The organism is Photobacterium rosenbergii (assembly GCF_003026455.1).
Lineage (GTDB): Bacteria > Pseudomonadota > Gammaproteobacteria > Enterobacterales > Vibrionaceae > Photobacterium > Photobacterium rosenbergii.
Map to the genome: position 1 here is coordinate 481291 of NZ_PYMB01000001.1, position 16065 is coordinate 497355.

General features: G+C 44.8%; 16 protein-coding genes. 14 read left to right on the plus strand and 2 right to left on the minus strand.

Going from position 1 to position 16065, the window contains the following annotated elements:
* Positions 1-4: 4 nt before the first annotated feature.
* Positions 5-448 carry a hypothetical protein gene (locus C9J01_RS02375; RefSeq protein ID WP_107296496.1) on the minus strand — a complete coding sequence of 148 codons (444 nt, stop codon included), beginning with the start codon at positions 446-448 and terminating at the stop codon, positions 5-7.
* 270 nt (positions 449-718) lie between these two features.
* On the opposite strand from C9J01_RS02375, the gene C9J01_RS02380 reads away from it, so the two are divergent.
* From C9J01_RS02380 to C9J01_RS02435, 12 genes are all read left to right on the plus strand, one after another.
* Entirely contained in the window at positions 719-2812 is a 2094-nt protein-coding gene (locus C9J01_RS02380; protein WP_107296497.1) for a TonB-dependent siderophore receptor, read from the plus strand.
* Between the two features lie 196 nt (positions 2813-3008).
* Positions 3009-3770 (plus strand): DUF3450 domain-containing protein, encoded by a 762-nt coding sequence (locus C9J01_RS02385; RefSeq protein ID WP_107296498.1) that lies wholly within the window; start codon positions 3009-3011, stop codon positions 3768-3770.
* Position 3771: 1 nt separating this feature from the next.
* On the plus strand, positions 3772-5103 hold the full coding sequence (locus C9J01_RS02390; RefSeq protein ID WP_107296499.1) for a MotA/TolQ/ExbB proton channel family protein: 1332 nt from the start codon (positions 3772-3774) through the stop codon (positions 5101-5103).
* Complete coding sequence (locus tag C9J01_RS02395) at positions 5103-5663, plus strand: MotA/TolQ/ExbB proton channel family protein (RefSeq protein WP_107296500.1); 561 nt, start codon at positions 5103-5105, stop codon at positions 5661-5663. Before C9J01_RS02390 ends, C9J01_RS02395 begins: the two co-directional genes overlap by 1 nt.
* Positions 5663-6067, plus strand: coding sequence for an ExbD/TolR family protein (locus C9J01_RS02400; protein WP_107296501.1), 405 nt, complete (start codon positions 5663-5665; stop codon positions 6065-6067). The genes C9J01_RS02395 and C9J01_RS02400 overlap by 1 nt, the downstream gene beginning before the upstream one ends.
* A complete protein-coding gene (locus tag C9J01_RS02405; RefSeq protein ID WP_107296502.1) occupies positions 6067-6684 on the plus strand; it encodes an energy transducer TonB in 618 nt (205 codons plus the stop codon). The genes C9J01_RS02400 and C9J01_RS02405 overlap by 1 nt, the downstream gene beginning before the upstream one ends.
* Positions 6681-7859: a tetratricopeptide repeat protein gene (locus C9J01_RS02410; RefSeq protein WP_107296503.1), complete on the plus strand. Its 1179-nt coding sequence runs from the start codon at positions 6681-6683 to the stop codon at positions 7857-7859. The genes C9J01_RS02405 and C9J01_RS02410 overlap by 4 nt, the downstream gene beginning before the upstream one ends.
* 343 nt (positions 7860-8202) lie before the next feature.
* Complete coding sequence (gene fusA / locus C9J01_RS02415) at positions 8203-10227, plus strand: elongation factor G (RefSeq protein WP_107296504.1); 2025 nt, start codon at positions 8203-8205, stop codon at positions 10225-10227.
* 119 nt (positions 10228-10346) lie between these two features.
* Complete coding sequence (locus C9J01_RS02420; RefSeq protein ID WP_107297395.1) at positions 10347-10877, plus strand: GNAT family N-acetyltransferase; 531 nt, start codon at positions 10347-10349, stop codon at positions 10875-10877.
* Between the two features lie 108 nt (positions 10878-10985).
* On the plus strand, positions 10986-11174 hold the full coding sequence (locus tag C9J01_RS02425) for a hypothetical protein (protein WP_107296505.1): 189 nt from the start codon (positions 10986-10988) through the stop codon (positions 11172-11174).
* A gap of 66 nt (positions 11175-11240) precedes the next feature.
* A complete protein-coding gene (locus C9J01_RS02430) occupies positions 11241-12314 on the plus strand; it encodes a DUF3626 domain-containing protein (protein ID WP_107296506.1) in 1074 nt (357 codons plus the stop codon).
* A gap of 114 nt (positions 12315-12428) precedes the next feature.
* Positions 12429-13262, plus strand: coding sequence for an alpha/beta hydrolase family protein (locus C9J01_RS02435; protein ID WP_107296507.1), 834 nt, complete (start codon positions 12429-12431; stop codon positions 13260-13262).
* A 60-nt stretch (positions 13263-13322) separates the two neighbouring features.
* On the opposite strand, the gene C9J01_RS02440 is transcribed toward C9J01_RS02435, so the two are convergent.
* Positions 13323-14054 (minus strand): class I SAM-dependent DNA methyltransferase, encoded by a 732-nt coding sequence (locus C9J01_RS02440; RefSeq protein WP_107296508.1) that lies wholly within the window; start codon positions 14052-14054, stop codon positions 13323-13325.
* A 378-nt stretch (positions 14055-14432) separates the two neighbouring features.
* Here C9J01_RS02440 and C9J01_RS02445 point away from each other — a divergent pair, with 378 nt between their 5' ends.
* Both C9J01_RS02445 and C9J01_RS02450 read left to right on the plus strand, forming a co-directional pair.
* Positions 14433-14765, plus strand: coding sequence for an ArsR/SmtB family transcription factor (locus C9J01_RS02445; protein WP_158264478.1), 333 nt, complete (start codon positions 14433-14435; stop codon positions 14763-14765).
* 246 nt (positions 14766-15011) lie between these two features.
* Entirely contained in the window at positions 15012-16025 is a 1014-nt protein-coding gene (locus tag C9J01_RS02450) for a DUF2860 family protein (RefSeq protein ID WP_107296510.1), read from the plus strand.
* Positions 16026-16065: the final 40 nt, after the last annotated feature.

Genomic DNA, 16065 nt, shown 5'->3' on the forward strand with positions numbered 1-16065 from the left:
ATTGTTATTTCTTCAAACGTTCTACATCGATGACGTTTTTGAATTTGCCTGCTTTGCTGAAAATGTAATCTACGTCAGGCGGGAAATCTTTATTGCTTTTGGCATGCTTCATCATGTCGAATACCGTGAACTCGGTCATCACAGCATACTGGTATTCTTTGAAGTCACCGTCTTCAGCTTGCAAGGTCGGGTCATAGTATTTATCACCTTTGCGAATAATCGCATGGTCTACAACCTCTTCGTCACAACGGTAGCCCAGCACGTAGCGATCGCCTTTTCCGTAGATGACATTCATATAGCTGTTATAGAAACATTCGCCCTCGGTTGTCGTACAAGACTCAAGAGTTTCCTCATCCATTGCAGATACGGTAACAAAACGCATTTTATCTGCTTTGAGGTTAAGGGCTGTCAGCTGCTGACGAACGTTGTCTAGGTTTACTTCTGTCACTTCAAATGTACCGATAAATTTTAAAAACGCTGCATTATACCTCTCCGATGTAAAAATGACACTTTTCCCGTATGGCGATCTTATAAAAACGGTAACTTGACGCTCATTGACACTTCTTTACGAATGCAAAGAATGTAAATTAACTGCAAATGGTAATACTTATCACTTATATTCCTGCTCAGCACAAAAATGCATGTGGGTACAAACAAGCCGCCTATCAATAAATCAATAACATGGCGCTGTATCTCAAACGATTTGGAGTAACGGAATATGTTTAACAAAAGTCAATTGACTTTACTTATTGGTGCCATCCTAGCGGCACCTGCTGTTTACGCTCAAGAGCATACTGCAACAACTGATGTTGATGAACACATGGTTGTTACAGGTCGTGATTATGGCTACAAAGCAGATACCAACACGACAGCGATGCGTATTGAAGCAAGCCAACTTGAAACAGCAGGGCAGGTGTCTGTCATTGATGAGCAGTTGATTGATGAACAGCGTGCCAGTTCACTGGATCAAGTCTTACAGAATGATTCAAGTGTGTCGGTTGGCGACAAAACCCGTAATCGTGTGACGTACTCCCTTCGTGGTTTCGAAGTTCAAAGCGGCAGTGGTTTCTTGCGTGATGGCAAGCAGCATTGGTCCCATTACCGCCAGCCTATTGAATTACTTGAACGTGTAGAAGTACTGAAAGGCCCTTCAGGTCTGTTGTACGGCAAGTCAGCACCAGGTGGCTTGATCAACATGGTTTCTAAGAAACCAACTTACGAAACACAGGTAAACGTTAGCCAGGATATTGGTTCTGATAACGAATCTCGTACAGTTGTTGATGTTAGCGGTGCGCTAAACGAAGAACAAACATTGCGTGCCCGTGCCATTGTTTCACAGCAAACCTATGACAACTGGCGTACCTATACTGACGGTAGCACCCCCTCAACTGAACGTTTCGTCGGCGGGTTGTTTGTCGATTACGATGTGAATGACAACGTTATGGTTTCTGTTCACTATGACAAAACACGCGATAAGGGCAGTGTTGATTCCGGTGCGTACGTAAAAGATGGCAAGGTAGTTCTTGGTAACGAGCACATCTGGGATGCTCAGTGGTCAGAGATCGAAAACAACGTTGAAAACTATGGTATTGATATCAACGCGCAGTTAACAGATGTATGGCGCATGTCTGCGAGCTACAACCACCAGAACTTCTTGCGCCATGATACTGAAAGCTTCTCCAAACCAGAAACCTATGATTCAGAAGCTGGTACATATAAATATAAAGGCTATGACCGTCTAGATGACTGGCAGTATGATACCGCGTTTTTGGACTTTGTTGGTGAATTTACGGCATTGGGTGTTGACCATCAGTTACTTGTCGGCTCTAACTGGCTAGGTTATTACTACTTAGGTAAAACTGACTCGATAGATGGGCTTACCGCACAAGTTGGTAAACCACTCGATAAACCTGACGGCTTGAGCTATGAAAATGCGGGGCCGAAAACACCAACTGAGCGTGACTCGTACGGTTTCTATATTCAGGATATGGTAACGTTTAACGATCAATGGCAAGCATTGGCTGGGATTCGTTACGACCGTGAAGAAACCAAAGGCAAGGATCTTGTTGAAGATGCACTGACACCTAAAGTGGCTGTTATTTACCACCCTCAGAGCAACGGTTCTATCTATCTTTCTTACTCAGAGAGTTTTGAACCACAAGGTGAAGTGGCAAGTAGTAAAAGTAAAGAGTATCGCAACGATGGTGAGCATCTGAAGCCACGTACAGGTAAGCAATACGAATTGGGCACTAAGTGGGAACTGTTTGACGAGCGCTTATTTGTAACAGGTGCGGTATTTGATATAGCACTTGAAGATGTATCTCTTGACGTTAAACACGATGACGGTACCTACACCAAGACACAAGGTGGAGAGCAAGTACACCGTGGTGCAGAATTTGCGATGCAGGGCTATCTGACTGACCGCTTCTCTTTGCACGGTAATGCAATGTATCTAGACGCTGAATACAAAAGTCACGCTAAATACGCTGGAAACCGTCCGGCAGACGTACCTGAATTTGGTGCAACAGTTTGGTCTCGATACGCGTTTGAGAACAATACCAATGTTAACCTAGGTTTAACTTATGTTGGTGAGCGTTATGGTGACAGTGCCAACAAGTTCAAGAAAGATGCTTATACACGTGTAGATATGGGTATCTCCCATACTATCCATTATGATCAGAATCTAGATTTCATTGCGCGCTTCAATGTGGAAAATGTCTTTGATACAGATTATATGATGGGTGGCGACAACACGAATGTAACGCTTGGAGAAGGCCGTAACTACATGGCCACGTTACAAGTACGTTACTAATTGATTAATAAAGGGGGAGGGCACTGTGCTTCCCCCTTTGCTGTTTTATTAATTAATGTAAATCCAAATGATATCGATTTTCATTTGGTGTATATTGATTCCCACTCATCGATTCGCACTCGGTGAGTTTATTTGTTTTTGGTATAGCCTTCATAGATTGAAGATTTTTAACGTTTATTAGTGCATTGATTTTAAAATGAATATCAAGAAAACAAGCCTCGCGCTTTTGGTACTTAGCCTTACATCTGGCGTGCAAGCCAGCACATTGGGTGAAGCCCGAAACCTGGAAAGTTCAATGAATGCCGCATCGGCAACTAGCCAGAAGAAAATTGACCGCAGTGCGGAAGCCACGTTGTCAATGAAAGCTGAAATTGAGCAACTTCAGGAAGAAGTTCAAAACCTACAGGTTTACCGTGACCATCTTGCCAACTTGGTTAATAGCCAAAACCAGGAAATGACGAGTCTAAACCAGCAGATCGAAGGCATTAAAGATACCCGACAGGGTGTCGTGCCGCTGATGTACAGCATGCTCAATGGCCTAAAAACCAATGTTGAATCAGACAAGCCTATTCGTAAAGAGCAGCGTCTGGTACGTATCGAAAAGCTAGAAAAAATGATGGTACAGGCTGATATCAGTGACGCTGAAAAATACCGTCGTATTCTGGAGGCATACCAAATTGAGCTAGATTACGGCACCAAGATGGGTATCTACCAGGGGCAGGTTGCACTTGGTGACGGTACAATCGAAGCGGATATGCTTTATCTTGGTCGCGTTTCTCTTGTTGCTCGTAGTCTTGACGGAACCAATTACTGGTCATGGAACGATAAAGAGTCGGTATGGCAATCGCTCGATCATTCTTTTGCATCAGATATCAATAAAGCCTTTGCTATTGCTTCCAAACAAGCCGCGCCTAGCCTAATTACACTGCCAGTATCAGTTAACGTGGAGACTAAGTAACATGAAAATCAAAGCGTTAGTGGCAGCATTGTGCCTATTCTCTGTACCTCTGGCTTCTGCCAATGCCTCGTTAGTACAAGACACCCGCCAAGAAGCCAAAGTTCAGCAGCAGCACAATGCTGAACGAGAGCAGGGTTTCAAGATGACCGAGCAAGAGTTTAAGTCGCAGCGTGATGCTTTGCTTAAGCAGCGTAAGCAACTTCAAACTGAAACGGACCAGCTAAGCACGACGTTCAGCAAAAATGAAAACGAACTAGCCAAACTTGAAGAGCAGCTTCGCTTAGAAACGGGCAGCTTGGGTGAGTTGTTCGGTGTTGTTCGTCAGGCCGCAAAAGATCTTGATTCGGAAATGGGCTTCTCGGTAACGGGCGTTGACCGTAATGAATACCGCAAAGTAATCGACAGCATTGTTGAAGCGAGAACGCTTCCTTCACTAGAAGAACTGACGGGTTTGTGGAAAGGGCTAGAAGAGCAAATCAATGCCAGCCGAGAATTACGAGCAGTATCAGTGCCTTTCATCGACGGACAGGGCAAAATGGCTAACGTTGACGCATACCGTTTGGGCAGCCTTGGCCTAATTGGCGAACAAGGCTACCTGGCATGGGACGGCAAGCGCGAATCGGCCAAGCCATATCTTAAACAGCCGCAGAACGGTCCGGTAAGCAATCAACTGTCGCAACTTGAGCAAAGTGGTATGCAGTCAATGGTTGTCGACCCGTCTCGTGGCATCATGCTTGAACAACTTGCCAATGCTCCTGAGCTAAGAGACCGTATCGAACACGGCGGTGTAGTAGGTAAAATTATCCTAGGTCTTCTTGCTATTGGTCTGGCTATCGGCTTGTTCCGTGGCGCTAAGCTATTCGCAATTCGCCAGCAGATCAAAAAGCAGCTTAAGACTCCTGAAAACCCAGGCAACAACCCATTGGGCCGTGTGCTTAACGTTTACAACAAAGAGCAGACACGTAGTGTTGAAGCACTTGAACTACGTCTACTCGAAACCATTGTTGATGAGCAACAAGGTTTGGAGAAGGGCCTATCTATGCTGAAACTACTGGCTGCACTTGCTCCGATGCTGGGCCTCCTGGGTACTGTTACCGGCATGATTGAAACCTTCCAGGTGATCACCCAGTTTGGTAATGGTGACCCAACGGTGATGGCTGGTGGTATTTCTATGGCATTGGTGACAACGGTACTTGGTCTGGTCGCTGCGATGCCGCTTCTACTTGCGCACAACATGTTGACCACTCAGGCTGAAACTATCCGTAGCATCCTTGAAAAACAAGGTATTAGCTTGGTAGCAGAGCAGGCTGAAAAAGCAGGAACGACCGCCTAATGGAAAGCAATCTGTATGAAGTTCCGCTAGTGCAAGCTTCATTCTTTGATGCTTGGCAATATTCACTAGAGACATTCATGAACCAAGGTGGTCAGGTGCTCTGGTGGTTAGCAGCGGTTGTGATGTTTTGCTGGATCTTGGTGATTGAGCGGGTTTTGTACCTGCTCATTACCTACCCGAAACAACGGCAGCAATGGATAGAGAAGTGGCAGTCAAGAGACGACCACTCATCATGGTACGCACGATCTATGCGTGATGGTTGGTTGAGCCAGGCACATATTGCCCTTAACCAAAACCTGAACCTTATCAAGGTACTGGTAGCCATTTGCCCGATGCTGGGCCTGCTAGGCACGGTAACTGGTATGATTTCGGTGTTTGATGTGATGGCAACTCAAGGAAGCAGCCAACCTCGGTTGATGGCATCAGGGATCTCCCTGGCAACACTGCCGACAATGGCTGGTATGGTTGCAGCACTGTCAGGCATGTTTGTGCATTCTCGTTTATCCAAATCCTGCCACAAGCGTGAAATTAAGTTAGAAAAATTATTGAGGAGTCAGTAATGAGACTGAGTCGTCCTTCTTCAGCCCGTGAAGATGCCCAGGTAGATCTGACATCTATGCTGGATATCGTATTTATCATGTTGATTTTCTTTATTGTTACCAGCTCATTTGTTCGAGAGTCCGGTGTTGAAGTCAATCGCCCTCAGGCCAGTAATGTCGTCAGCCAGAAAGATGCCGGTATTTTTATTGCCATCACATCTGCCAACGATGTCTACATCGATAAGCGTGTTGTTGATGTTGAACGTGTCCAGGCCACTCTTGAACACTTGCTACTTGAGCAGCCTGAAGCATCGCTGGTGATCCAAGCCGATGAGCATGCCTACAACGGAACGGTTGTTAGAGTTATGGATGCCGCGAAAGGGGCTGGTGTGCAGAAGATAGCGTTGGCTGCGGAGAAGCGCTAATGCTGCGTGTACTTATTGCAATCCCAGCTGCTTTTGTAATGGCCTTGGGGTTGTTCACCTTCATGGCATGGATGGTCGATAACGGCAACCAGCGTCCTGAAGCCGAAAAGCAATTGTTGGCTTTTGATATGGTAATGGTAGAGCAAGAGCGAGAAGCACAGCGTCGTCAGCGTGCTGCGCCAGAGAAACCTGAAACACCGGAACCGCCACCGCAGGCTGTTCCGAAGGCAGCAAGCCAGACGGTGACCAATACAATTTCGCCATCAATGCCAAGCTTGAACCTTGATGCATCGGTCTCGGGCTTAGCAATCAACGCTCCGACGTTTTCTGATTTTGGTGCTAACCAGCAGGCAATGCCTTTGTACCGTGTTGAGCCAAAATACCCTTCAAGGGCGATGAAGCAGGGGGCCGAAGGTTACGTTGTAATGTCATTTACCATTGACCCACAGGGGCGCCCAACAGACATAAGTGTTCTAGATGCAAAGCCTCGCCGTTTGTTTGAACGTGAAGCTATTCAGGCGCTGAGAAAATGGAAGTACCAGCCTAAAGTTGTCGATGGCAAGTCTATTGCCCAGGTTGGTCAAACGGTAAGACTGGAGTTTAAAATACAGAAATGATCAAGAAACTGACATTACTTGTTGCCTTGTCCTTGCCTCTTGGCCTGGTCGCTGAACCGGCTGTGTCTGCGGAACTATCGCAATATACCGCAGGGCGGGTTCAGCGTGCTCACAATCTCCAGCAAGATGAGAAGTTGGGTGAAGCGATTGCGTTGCTTGAAGGATTAGATCCTTCTCGTGACTACGATAAAGCTTATGTTCAACGTATGTTGGGTGTGTTCTATTGGCAACAAGATAACACGACCAAGGCAATTGCTAATCTGACTGATGCCGTCAACTCTGGCTTATTACAAGACGAGCAGGCTTGGGTAACCCAGCGTATGCTAGCTGACATTTTGCTATCGAGTGAAAAGTTCAAGCAGGCTTTACCGCATTACTATGCCTTGAGTAAGAACATTCCAGAAAATCAAAAAGCCGATGAGTTATGGTTGCGTATCGCCCAGTCTCATTATCAGGTTTCCGAGTGGCAACAAACGCTGTCGGCTATTAACTCTTACTCAAAGTATGCGGGTAAGATGGATGTTCAGCCGTTGACCATCAAACTCGGTGCCCAGCTTCAGCTAAAACAATGGAAAGCGGCATTACCCACTTTGGAAAGCCTGATTATCCTTGAGCCGAACAAACTTGTTTGGTGGCAGCAATCAGCGGGTATCCAGCTTCGTTTGGGCCAGTCAAAATCTGCGCTTGATACTTTGGCATTGGCGCGCAGGCAAGGGGTGGAGTTATCTCAGCAAGATTTGAAGACATTGGCCCAGCTTTATGCCCAGCGTGGTATCCCTGAGCGGGCTGCACTCTTGTATTCAGAACTTGAGGGTGCAGATTCCGATGTCGAACTTGTTGTCATGCAGGCCCAATATTGGCAAATCGCCAAAGAATGGGATAAATCGATATCGGTTTGGCGAAAAGCGGCTGCGTTGAATAACAAACACCGTTGGCCTTTGGCACAGTTGCTCTTGCAGCAGGGCTATTACAACGAGGCAATTGCCGAGCTTGATAAAGTCAAAGACAAAGATCACGAGGCAGATGTTGCACTTGCCAAGGTGAGGGCATATTACAAGCTAGACAACCTCGAGAAAGCGATCATCTTTGCTAAGCAAGCAGATAACATTGAGTCAACCACAGCATCAAAAAGCTGGATTAAGTACTTGTCCCAAAAAAGAGAGATGGCAAGCTAGGTTAGAGCGTTAATCCTCAACAACGACATGCTGGCTTAGTATAAGGCCACAGTTGTGATATCAACACTTACGTTGAATGTCACAAATGTGGCCTTTTTTAATAACAAAAATACGACAATCTTTATCCATATGAAATAACTCACATTAATTTAAAGCGGATAGGCGCAAGCTATTCGAGACAATTAAATTTCAAAGTTTGGTTATTCTTACTATTACTCTTGCGGCGATTTGGGCCTGTGCTTATGGACGTACCCATCCGAAAATTGACCTGGAAGACGACAAGGCGGGAGACCGCCTACATGCTGGAAAATAGCGTTTGTCTTTCTGAACTTCGGAGGCTGTTATGTCTATGAATGAAATCCGTAATATCGCGATAGTCGGTCAAAGCGGGGTAGGTAAAACGACCTTGGTTGAGCGTCTTCTGTTTGAGTCGGAATGCACCACCCATCTCGGGAATGTCAAAGAGGGTGACACTGTCACTGACTTCGATGACCAATCCATCCATTACCAACATAGTATCGAAGCTACACCTGCCGCTCTTTGTTGGCAAAAACACCGGCTAAACGTCATTGATACCCCTGGCTTACCGGAACTGCTTGGCCGTTCATTAAGTATCTATCCTGCTGTCGAAACCTCTGCTCTCGTCTTTGATGCCAATACCCCGCTGAACCAAGTGTCCGAAAAGTTATTTAACTTTGCCAAGTCGCAGCAGAAGTGCCAGATGATCATCATTAACAAAGTTGATCTCAACCCGGATAAAACCCCTCAGCTACTGCAGGAAATTCAGGCGCATTTTGGTCAAGAATGCCTGCCTATCAATTTACCGTCTCAAGACGGTCAATCGATTGTTGATTGTTACTTCTCTCCAAAATATGACGCACCAACATTATTCGATAGTGTAGAAGCTGCCCACGAGCAGCTTATTGATCAGGTTATTGAGGTTGACGAAGACCTTATGGAGCTTTATCTGGAGCAAGGATCTTCTTTAACGCCTGAACAACTCCATGATCCTTTTGAAGAAGCCTTGCGAACCGGTCACGTTATTCCTGTTTGCTTTGTTTCAGCGGAAACCGGTCAGGGCATCTCACTATTACTTCAGACCCTTGCCGAAATTATGCCAATGCCGGCAGAAGGAAATCCGCCGATGCTGGAGAAGAATGGTCAACAAATCCGGGTTGATTGCGAGCAGTTGGATCATTCGGTTGCCCATGTCTACAAGGTCAGTGTCGATCCATATCTTGGAAAACTTGCTTATTTACGTGTATTCCAAGGCGAGATTAATGCTGGTTCCCAGCTCTTTATCGGCGAAAACAGCAAAGCGTTTAAAGTCGGACACTTATACCAATTGCAGGGTAAGAAACGATTAGAGATAGCCAGTGCAAGGGCGGGTGATTTTTGTGTATTGGCGAAGGTTGATGACCTTAGCTTTGATTCTGTCGTTCATGATTCCCATGACGAAGACGATGTGTCGATGAAAACCATCGAATTCGCCGCTCCCATGTATAGCCTTGCACTTCAAACCACCAAACGTGGCGATGAGCAGAAGCTCTCGGAAGTGCTGAATAAAATCGTTTCTGAAGACCCGTCTCTGCGCCTTGAGCATCGCACCCGTACCAATGAAACGGTGTTAGGTGGTCAGGGTGAATTTCATTTGAAAATTGCGCTGGAGAAAATGGAATCGGTCTATAAGCTCAAGGTCAATACTGAGCAACCGAGTATCGAGTATTTCGAGACGATCACCCAGCAGGCAGAAGGGCATTACCGCCATAAAAAGCAAAGTGGTGGTGCGGGCCAGTTTGGTGAGGTTCAACTAAAAGTTAGGCCATTGGAACGGGGAGAAGGTTTTAAATTTATCAATAAAGTGGTGGGCGGTGCTATTCCGACGTCCTTGATCCCGGCAGTAGAAAAAGGGATCCGACAGGCGGTTGAGGAAGGCGCCATATCCGGTAACCCAATCCATGATGTAGAAGTCACCGTGTACGACGGTAAATATCATTCTGTTGATTCAAAGGAAATCGCATTTGTAATTGCTGGCAAAAAAGCTTTCCTCGACGCAGTAAACAATGCAAATCCCATCGTACTTGAACCTATCGTTGAACTAGACCTTCAAATCCCTACGGACTCTGTCGGTGATATTAGTGGTGATTTGGCTGCTAACCGCGGTGTCATTTTAGGTACCCAATCTGAAGAGAACAATTTCACTTCACTAAAAGCGCGGATCCCGCAAAACGAGTTGCTCGATTACTCCCAGAGATTAAGGGCAATGACCGGTGGTGAAGGTACTTTCAGTATGGCTCTCAGCCATTATGAACCGGCACCAAATACCGTGCAGAAAAAGGTGTGTAGCGCTGCTGCAGAAGCATGTTAACCCTACCTTATAATTGATGGAATACAGAAAAGGCCCCTTAAAACAGGGGCCTAATTATTGAGCGGTCGAAAATGGTTTGATAAGTTCACTAGGACATTAGTAAAAAGAGGCTATTGATGATGGAAACAGAGAGGCTAAAACTATTGCCGCCTTCGTTGGATAGGGCTGACATGATGCTCGAAGCTATAGTCGAGAGTAGGGATGAGCTTGCTGTGTACTTACCCTGGGTGCCATACGCTTTGACCCAAGAAGAATCCATCGAAAATACGCTGCAGGCAATAGCCAACTTTGAAGCCTTTGAAGGGGAGTTGCGCTACTCCATAATCGAAAAGGAAAGTGGCAGGTTTGTTGGAGCCGTCGGGCTTTTGGTCAGAGACAAAACAGTGCCGTTTTTTGAAATAGGCTATTGGTTGCGAACTTCTGCCTATGGCAACGGATATATGACGGAAGCAGTGACTCACCTTTGTGAGTATGCATTTGCAAAATTGCATGCCAATCGTATTGAAATTACGGCTGCGGAGCAGAATTACCCAAGTCGTGCAGTTGCCGAGCGTTGTGGTTTTGAGTTTGAGTGCCTCAAAAAAAACGAAAGGCGTTTGCCCTCCGGTGAACTAGGCCATACGGCTGTATATAGTAAAACAACGGCATAACATGCAAAGGTAGCGGGATTAATCCACAAGCAATAATCTGGCGGGTATTTAAGTTTTTTTTCCGTTAGGTCGCTTATTTCAAACAGAACTATTTTGTTTGGAGGTTGGATGTCTCTTGGAGTAAACCTATCAGCTGAGGATAGACAGAAGCTATTGTCAGAGCTTAAAACCGCTGTTATGAGTCGCTTTCCTGAGCGGGAAGTAAAAGTGATTAAGCAAAGTCAGCAGCAGGGTACAATGTCATTACATTTCGAGGTTAATGATGGCGGCCTCATTCAAATTGATCTTCCACAATAGCCCCTTGCCGTATGCCGTTTCCATGATAGATTATTGATTAGCCTGAATATCTATCATGGAGTTTAGATGAACCATAATACTGCGTCGCACAAAGCCGTTCTTTTCGTAAGCGAATACGCCAATAACTTACAGACTACTGCACTTGAATCCTTTGCTCATATCCTTGATATGTCCAATATAGACCAGCAGTCGGTGACGCAGTTAATTTCAAGTGTTCAACAGCAAGCGCAAATTGCAGCGCACTTTCACCCCGATAGGGTTACAGCAAACGGACTGACAGTTGTTGAATCAATGCAGCACTCCGGTCGTTACTTAAACCAGTTCGAATCCTTGGTATCGAATGGCAAGCTTGACCCATTGCAGGAAGGGGAGCGTGCTAAGTGGGAAAACCATCTATTTGGTGATGTATTTAGCAACGCACCGTTGAGCCTGCGCCCAAAGTATGGCGCGCTTGATATTGCGAGGCATATGGATGGTCCATGCCCAAGATTCGGTTCATGTTATTTCGTTTTTAAAGCTGAAGTTAGTCAGCGTGCGACATTTTGCTTTGGTGACTCCTACCAAACACCGCAAACTAGGGGAACTCTAGATACTTTCAAGCCCATTCTCGCTGAAACCTTGTTAGAGTGTTTTGAGAGGGATGCGGTGTTCGGTATCAATCCTATTCGTCCCAAGCAGTTGGTAGAAAGATGTCTGCATGGAGACCTAGCTGATCAATGCGGTGATTTAGCTTCTCGACTAGCTAAACCAAAAGCAAGAAATCTCGACCATTATATTGAAGCGCAAATCCACGGCGACATTAGCCTTTGCAAGGATGTCGAAAGTTTGGTTGCCGATGCGTCGTTCAGGGGTACAGATATCGGTGATGCGCTAGTAAAGTTAGCCCAAACACATGATATTCAAATAGCGTGGCGACCAGCATATCGATTACCGGTTGAATGTGTTCCCGATGACTTTCGTGGACCCGATATGGTTCACCTCGCAAAGCAAGTTGCCATTGACGGCGATGTGACAGCTTTTGCTATCGGTCAGGCAGCCCAGCGTGTTGTCGATAATCATGCTGGCTTATCGCCTGCTGATGTTCAAGACGAACTTCAGCAACTAAAACTGTTATGGCATGTTTTGGTTAAGTTCGGGTGATTTATCAATGCGATAAGAAAACTTGCTAGTGGCGGGAAAGTGGACGATTGGTCACAAACCGTATGGATGTTGTTGTGTTTATTATAAAAACACTTAATCCGTTTGGAGTCTGTGATGAGCAATCGTCTTTTTTATGGCCTTATCATGCTTTTAGCCTCAACATCATCGTTTGCCAATGACTATGGTGAAAGTGTCAATATCCCACTCACCGATAAGGGATTGTTCGGTAAGGTTAGCATCAACCTAGAAGCGACCGTTTATAAACCTGAGGGTGAAGGGCCTTTCCCAACCGTCATATTTAACCATGGTTCAACAGGCCCTTATGTCATTCCCAAGGACTACACCATTAATCCTTGGGGCTTTGGGCAGTATTTGGTCAATAAAAATATTGCGTTAATCATTCCGATGCGAAGAGGGCGTGGTAAGTCGGAAGGCAGTTATAAAGAGCTGTATACATGCGATCCTGCTGGGATTAGCAAAGGGGTGGATTACGCCTTAGAGTCTCTGGATGCAACGTATAACTACCTAATCCAGCAATCGTGGGTAGATAAAGAAAAGATAGTACTTTCTGGAAATTCTAGAGGTGGGATCCTTTCACTTGTTTATGCTTCGCAGCACCCTGACGCATTCACGGGCGTGATAAACTATTCCGGTGGTTGGGTAGGAGATACTTGTAGCAATGGTACGCAATCACAAAATATAGCGATATTCGAAGATGTCGCTGACAAATTGAAAATACCGACATTGTTCATTTATGCTCACAATGACCCTTATTACGCTGACGCCACTATTGAAAGCTTTGTTACTGCATACAAAGAGGCCGGTGGGGATGTTGATTTTAAATTCTACCAGCTTGGTGCAGGTGTTTCAGGACATGAGGTTTTCTACAATTATGGCCACCTATGGTCATATGTTGTCGACAATTACTTAATTGAAGTCACTCAGTAATGGGGAAAGGAGAGCCGCAGGAAGATAACTTATCACTGCGGCCCCAGCGCTTAGAAAAAGTTAGGCTGCCAGTTCTTGCCCGTTAGCAACTGAAATCTCACGCTTTATACAAGCAAAGAAGGCATTGCCTGATGTACTCTTCAGCGGAACAATTTTTTCGTAGTCATGCTCGAACATATATACCTCGAAAAACGGCTCAAGCAGATGGCGCATTTGTTCAAAGCTTACCGCAACCATAGGGTGTTCATCTTTCCACTTTAGGATCTCGCCATTGCTTTGCTTTTCGATACTCAATTTGAGCTTTTGCTGTTCACCGCTTCCTGGGTAGTGCCACCCAGAAGCAAAGGTAAAGCTGTCACTGTTATGTTCAGCACGATGGCTTACAAATGAACTGTTATCGATCATGTCCTTTTCTACCACGTTAAAGCAGAACATTCCGCCATCTCGCAGCGCAGCGTGAGCACTTGCAATACACGCCTTTAGCTTCTCTATGTCACCCGAATAGTGGATAGAGTAGAGAAAACAGGTGATCAAATCGACTTGGCTCTCAACGGCAAAGCGAGTCATATCCTGCTGTATAAAGCTTGCTTCAGGACAGCGAATTTTAGCCTGATCCAGCATAGGCTGGTTGAGGTCTAACCCTAGGCTCTGGTAACCATTATCTATCAAGTGCCTGATATGAGGGCCTGTCCCACACGCCAAATCAAGGTGGTGCATTCCCCCATTGCCGAATAAATGGTGCAGTCGACGTACGTAGGTACTTTGTGCCTCATAGTCGATATCAGCACACATCAAGTCATAATAGCCAGATAGGTCGGTGTATAACGCATTGGAGGACGGTGTAGTCACTAGTGTAAACCTGCAAACAAAAGGTTGCGCAGGATAAAGCTAGTCAGCGGGATAGGAAAACAAAAAATATTGCACGTTTCGATTTGTATTTTTCATGGTAAGCCTTCAGAAGTCATGCATTATTTTAGTAATTATTGAATATGTCGTTATGCAAGTATGCGAATACTTTGTTTGATATTAGTGGCAGAAATGATGTGGAAATAATTTTAGATTCTATATTATTGATAATGCGATGATTAACGAAAAGAGTGATGAAATTCACATAAAAATGCTTGCATGTATGTGCACGCATACATTAAAGTTCACCACATGAAGAAGATAATGACAGATTTACAAAGCAAAGAACGGTTGTTCGAAAACAGCATGGAATCTCAGTTATTCAAGGTGTTTTCAGAACCGGCTCGGATCCAACTTGCTCAGATAATGATTAGCTTAGGTACCTCAGATGTTAGTACCATTGCTAAACATGTGTCGCAAGATCGTTCCGTAGTATCCCGGCACCTCAAAGCGATGCACGAAGTAGGGGTTGTCAGCAGTGAAAAGGTTGGAAGACATACTTTATATACTTTTAGAGCTGAAGATCTTGCCAGCCGTTTAGAATTTATTGCTGCAAATATTCGCGCTATTGAGACAAAAAAAGACAGTTCATCTTAATGAATAATATCCATGGGTAGTGAAAATATGCCCATTGATAGACCAATTTAAAATCAAATGATGTCTAAAGAAGTTTATCTTCTAATAATCTTCTACCTATTGGGTGCATGCGTGCGCACCTGTGCATTTAATTTTTTTTAATACAAAACCTCTTTAAATCGAGGCTTTGGCAAATGGCTTTGCCAATTGATGATGTAAAAGGAGTTATTAAACCAGTTAACAAATACAAACAGTTAGGACCAGATTATGCGTTTGGCACACTATATAACGTTAAGCTCTTTCTTTTTTACTCCTCTAGCCGCAAATGCGATTGATCCGATCCCCAAAGAAAGTGGGTTCAGTGGGTATGTTAATCTCGGCGCTGGTGGCGTCTCTGTAAAATCAAATGAATTAGCCAGTGCTGGCTTTATCGATTTAAGCGAAAAATCTATTAACTCTTATGGCTCTGCCAAAAGTGAGAGTAGTGCCATGATGATTGCAGCTGGTGAAATTTCTTATACTTTTGCTGAGTCAGGCACTCAGATCTTTATTGGTAACCGGTTGGAAGATTATATTCGATTTGATCTTTCAACGTTTGCTGGCGTACGTCAAAACCTTGGTAAGGCAGGTGTGATGGGAGCCAGTGTGCTCTATACCGCAGCTGAAACAGAAGTCTGGTCAGATCCATTTAAAACTGGCGGAGCACGTGAAGAAACTGGTAGGACGGCAAATGGCTATCGACTGATTTGGGATAAAATCTATGGTACTGGTTTAGAGTTACGGTACTCATATAGAGAGATCGAAATCGACAATGAGCAAAATGGCCAATCACTTAATTTATCAGATGCAGAAAGAACGGCGCTAAATCGAAATGGTGATAATCATAAAGTCGAGGCAAGATACCAGTTTAGCTCTGAAGATAGAAGGCATATTGTGACACCTGAAGTTTCATACACAAAGCATGATACTCAGGGTAAGGCAATGGCCTGGGAAGGATATTCTGTTGGTGCAAACTATATATACACTAAGGATGATTGGCGTTTTGTCACAAACGTTTACGCATCAAAGCAAAAAGCGGATGAAGCAAATCCTGTTTTTGGCGAAAAAGCTGATAGTAAATTGCACGGTGTCAGTGTCAATGCTCTCTATAGCAAACCGTTTGGCTTAAAAAACTGGACAGCTAATGCTGGTGTGGCATGGTTTGAAGATAACAACGATATTTCTTTCTATGACTCACAAGTATTGATGGTCAATGCTGGGATGTTATACCGATTTTGGTAAATCAATCTATTAATATTTTATGTTCAATTTCATCTAAAAA

Bases quoted from the DNA above. Each gene is read 5' to 3' on its own strand.
- C9J01_RS02380 (WP_107296497.1), top strand. From the start codon at position 719: ATGTTTAACAAAAGTCAATTGACTTTACTTATTGGTGCCATCCTAGCG.
- C9J01_RS02385 (WP_107296498.1), top strand. From the start codon at position 3,009: ATGAATATCAAGAAAACAAGCCTCGCGCTTTTGGTACTTAGCCTTACA.
- C9J01_RS02390 (WP_107296499.1), top strand. From the start codon at position 3,772: ATGAAAATCAAAGCGTTAGTGGCAGCATTGTGCCTATTCTCTGTACCT.
- C9J01_RS02395 (WP_107296500.1), top strand. From the start codon at position 5,103: ATGGAAAGCAATCTGTATGAAGTTCCGCTAGTGCAAGCTTCATTCTTT.
- C9J01_RS02400 (WP_107296501.1), top strand. From the start codon at position 5,663: ATGAGACTGAGTCGTCCTTCTTCAGCCCGTGAAGATGCCCAGGTAGAT.
- C9J01_RS02405 (WP_107296502.1), top strand. From the start codon at position 6,067: ATGCTGCGTGTACTTATTGCAATCCCAGCTGCTTTTGTAATGGCCTTG.
- C9J01_RS02410 (WP_107296503.1), top strand. From the start codon at position 6,681: ATGATCAAGAAACTGACATTACTTGTTGCCTTGTCCTTGCCTCTTGGC.
- fusA (WP_107296504.1), top strand. From the start codon at position 8,203: ATGTCTATGAATGAAATCCGTAATATCGCGATAGTCGGTCAAAGCGGG.
- C9J01_RS02420 (WP_107297395.1), top strand. From the start codon at position 10,347: ATGGAAACAGAGAGGCTAAAACTATTGCCGCCTTCGTTGGATAGGGCT.
- C9J01_RS02425 (WP_107296505.1), top strand. From the start codon at position 10,986: ATGTCTCTTGGAGTAAACCTATCAGCTGAGGATAGACAGAAGCTATTG.
- C9J01_RS02430 (WP_107296506.1), top strand. From the start codon at position 11,241: ATGAACCATAATACTGCGTCGCACAAAGCCGTTCTTTTCGTAAGCGAA.
- C9J01_RS02435 (WP_107296507.1), top strand. From the start codon at position 12,429: ATGAGCAATCGTCTTTTTTATGGCCTTATCATGCTTTTAGCCTCAACA.
- C9J01_RS02440 (WP_107296508.1), bottom strand. From the start codon at position 14,054: ATGTGTGCTGATATCGACTATGAGGCACAAAGTACCTACGTACGTCGA.
- C9J01_RS02445 (WP_158264478.1), top strand. From the start codon at position 14,433: ATGACAGATTTACAAAGCAAAGAACGGTTGTTCGAAAACAGCATGGAA.
- C9J01_RS02450 (WP_107296510.1), top strand. From the start codon at position 15,012: ATGCGTTTGGCACACTATATAACGTTAAGCTCTTTCTTTTTTACTCCT.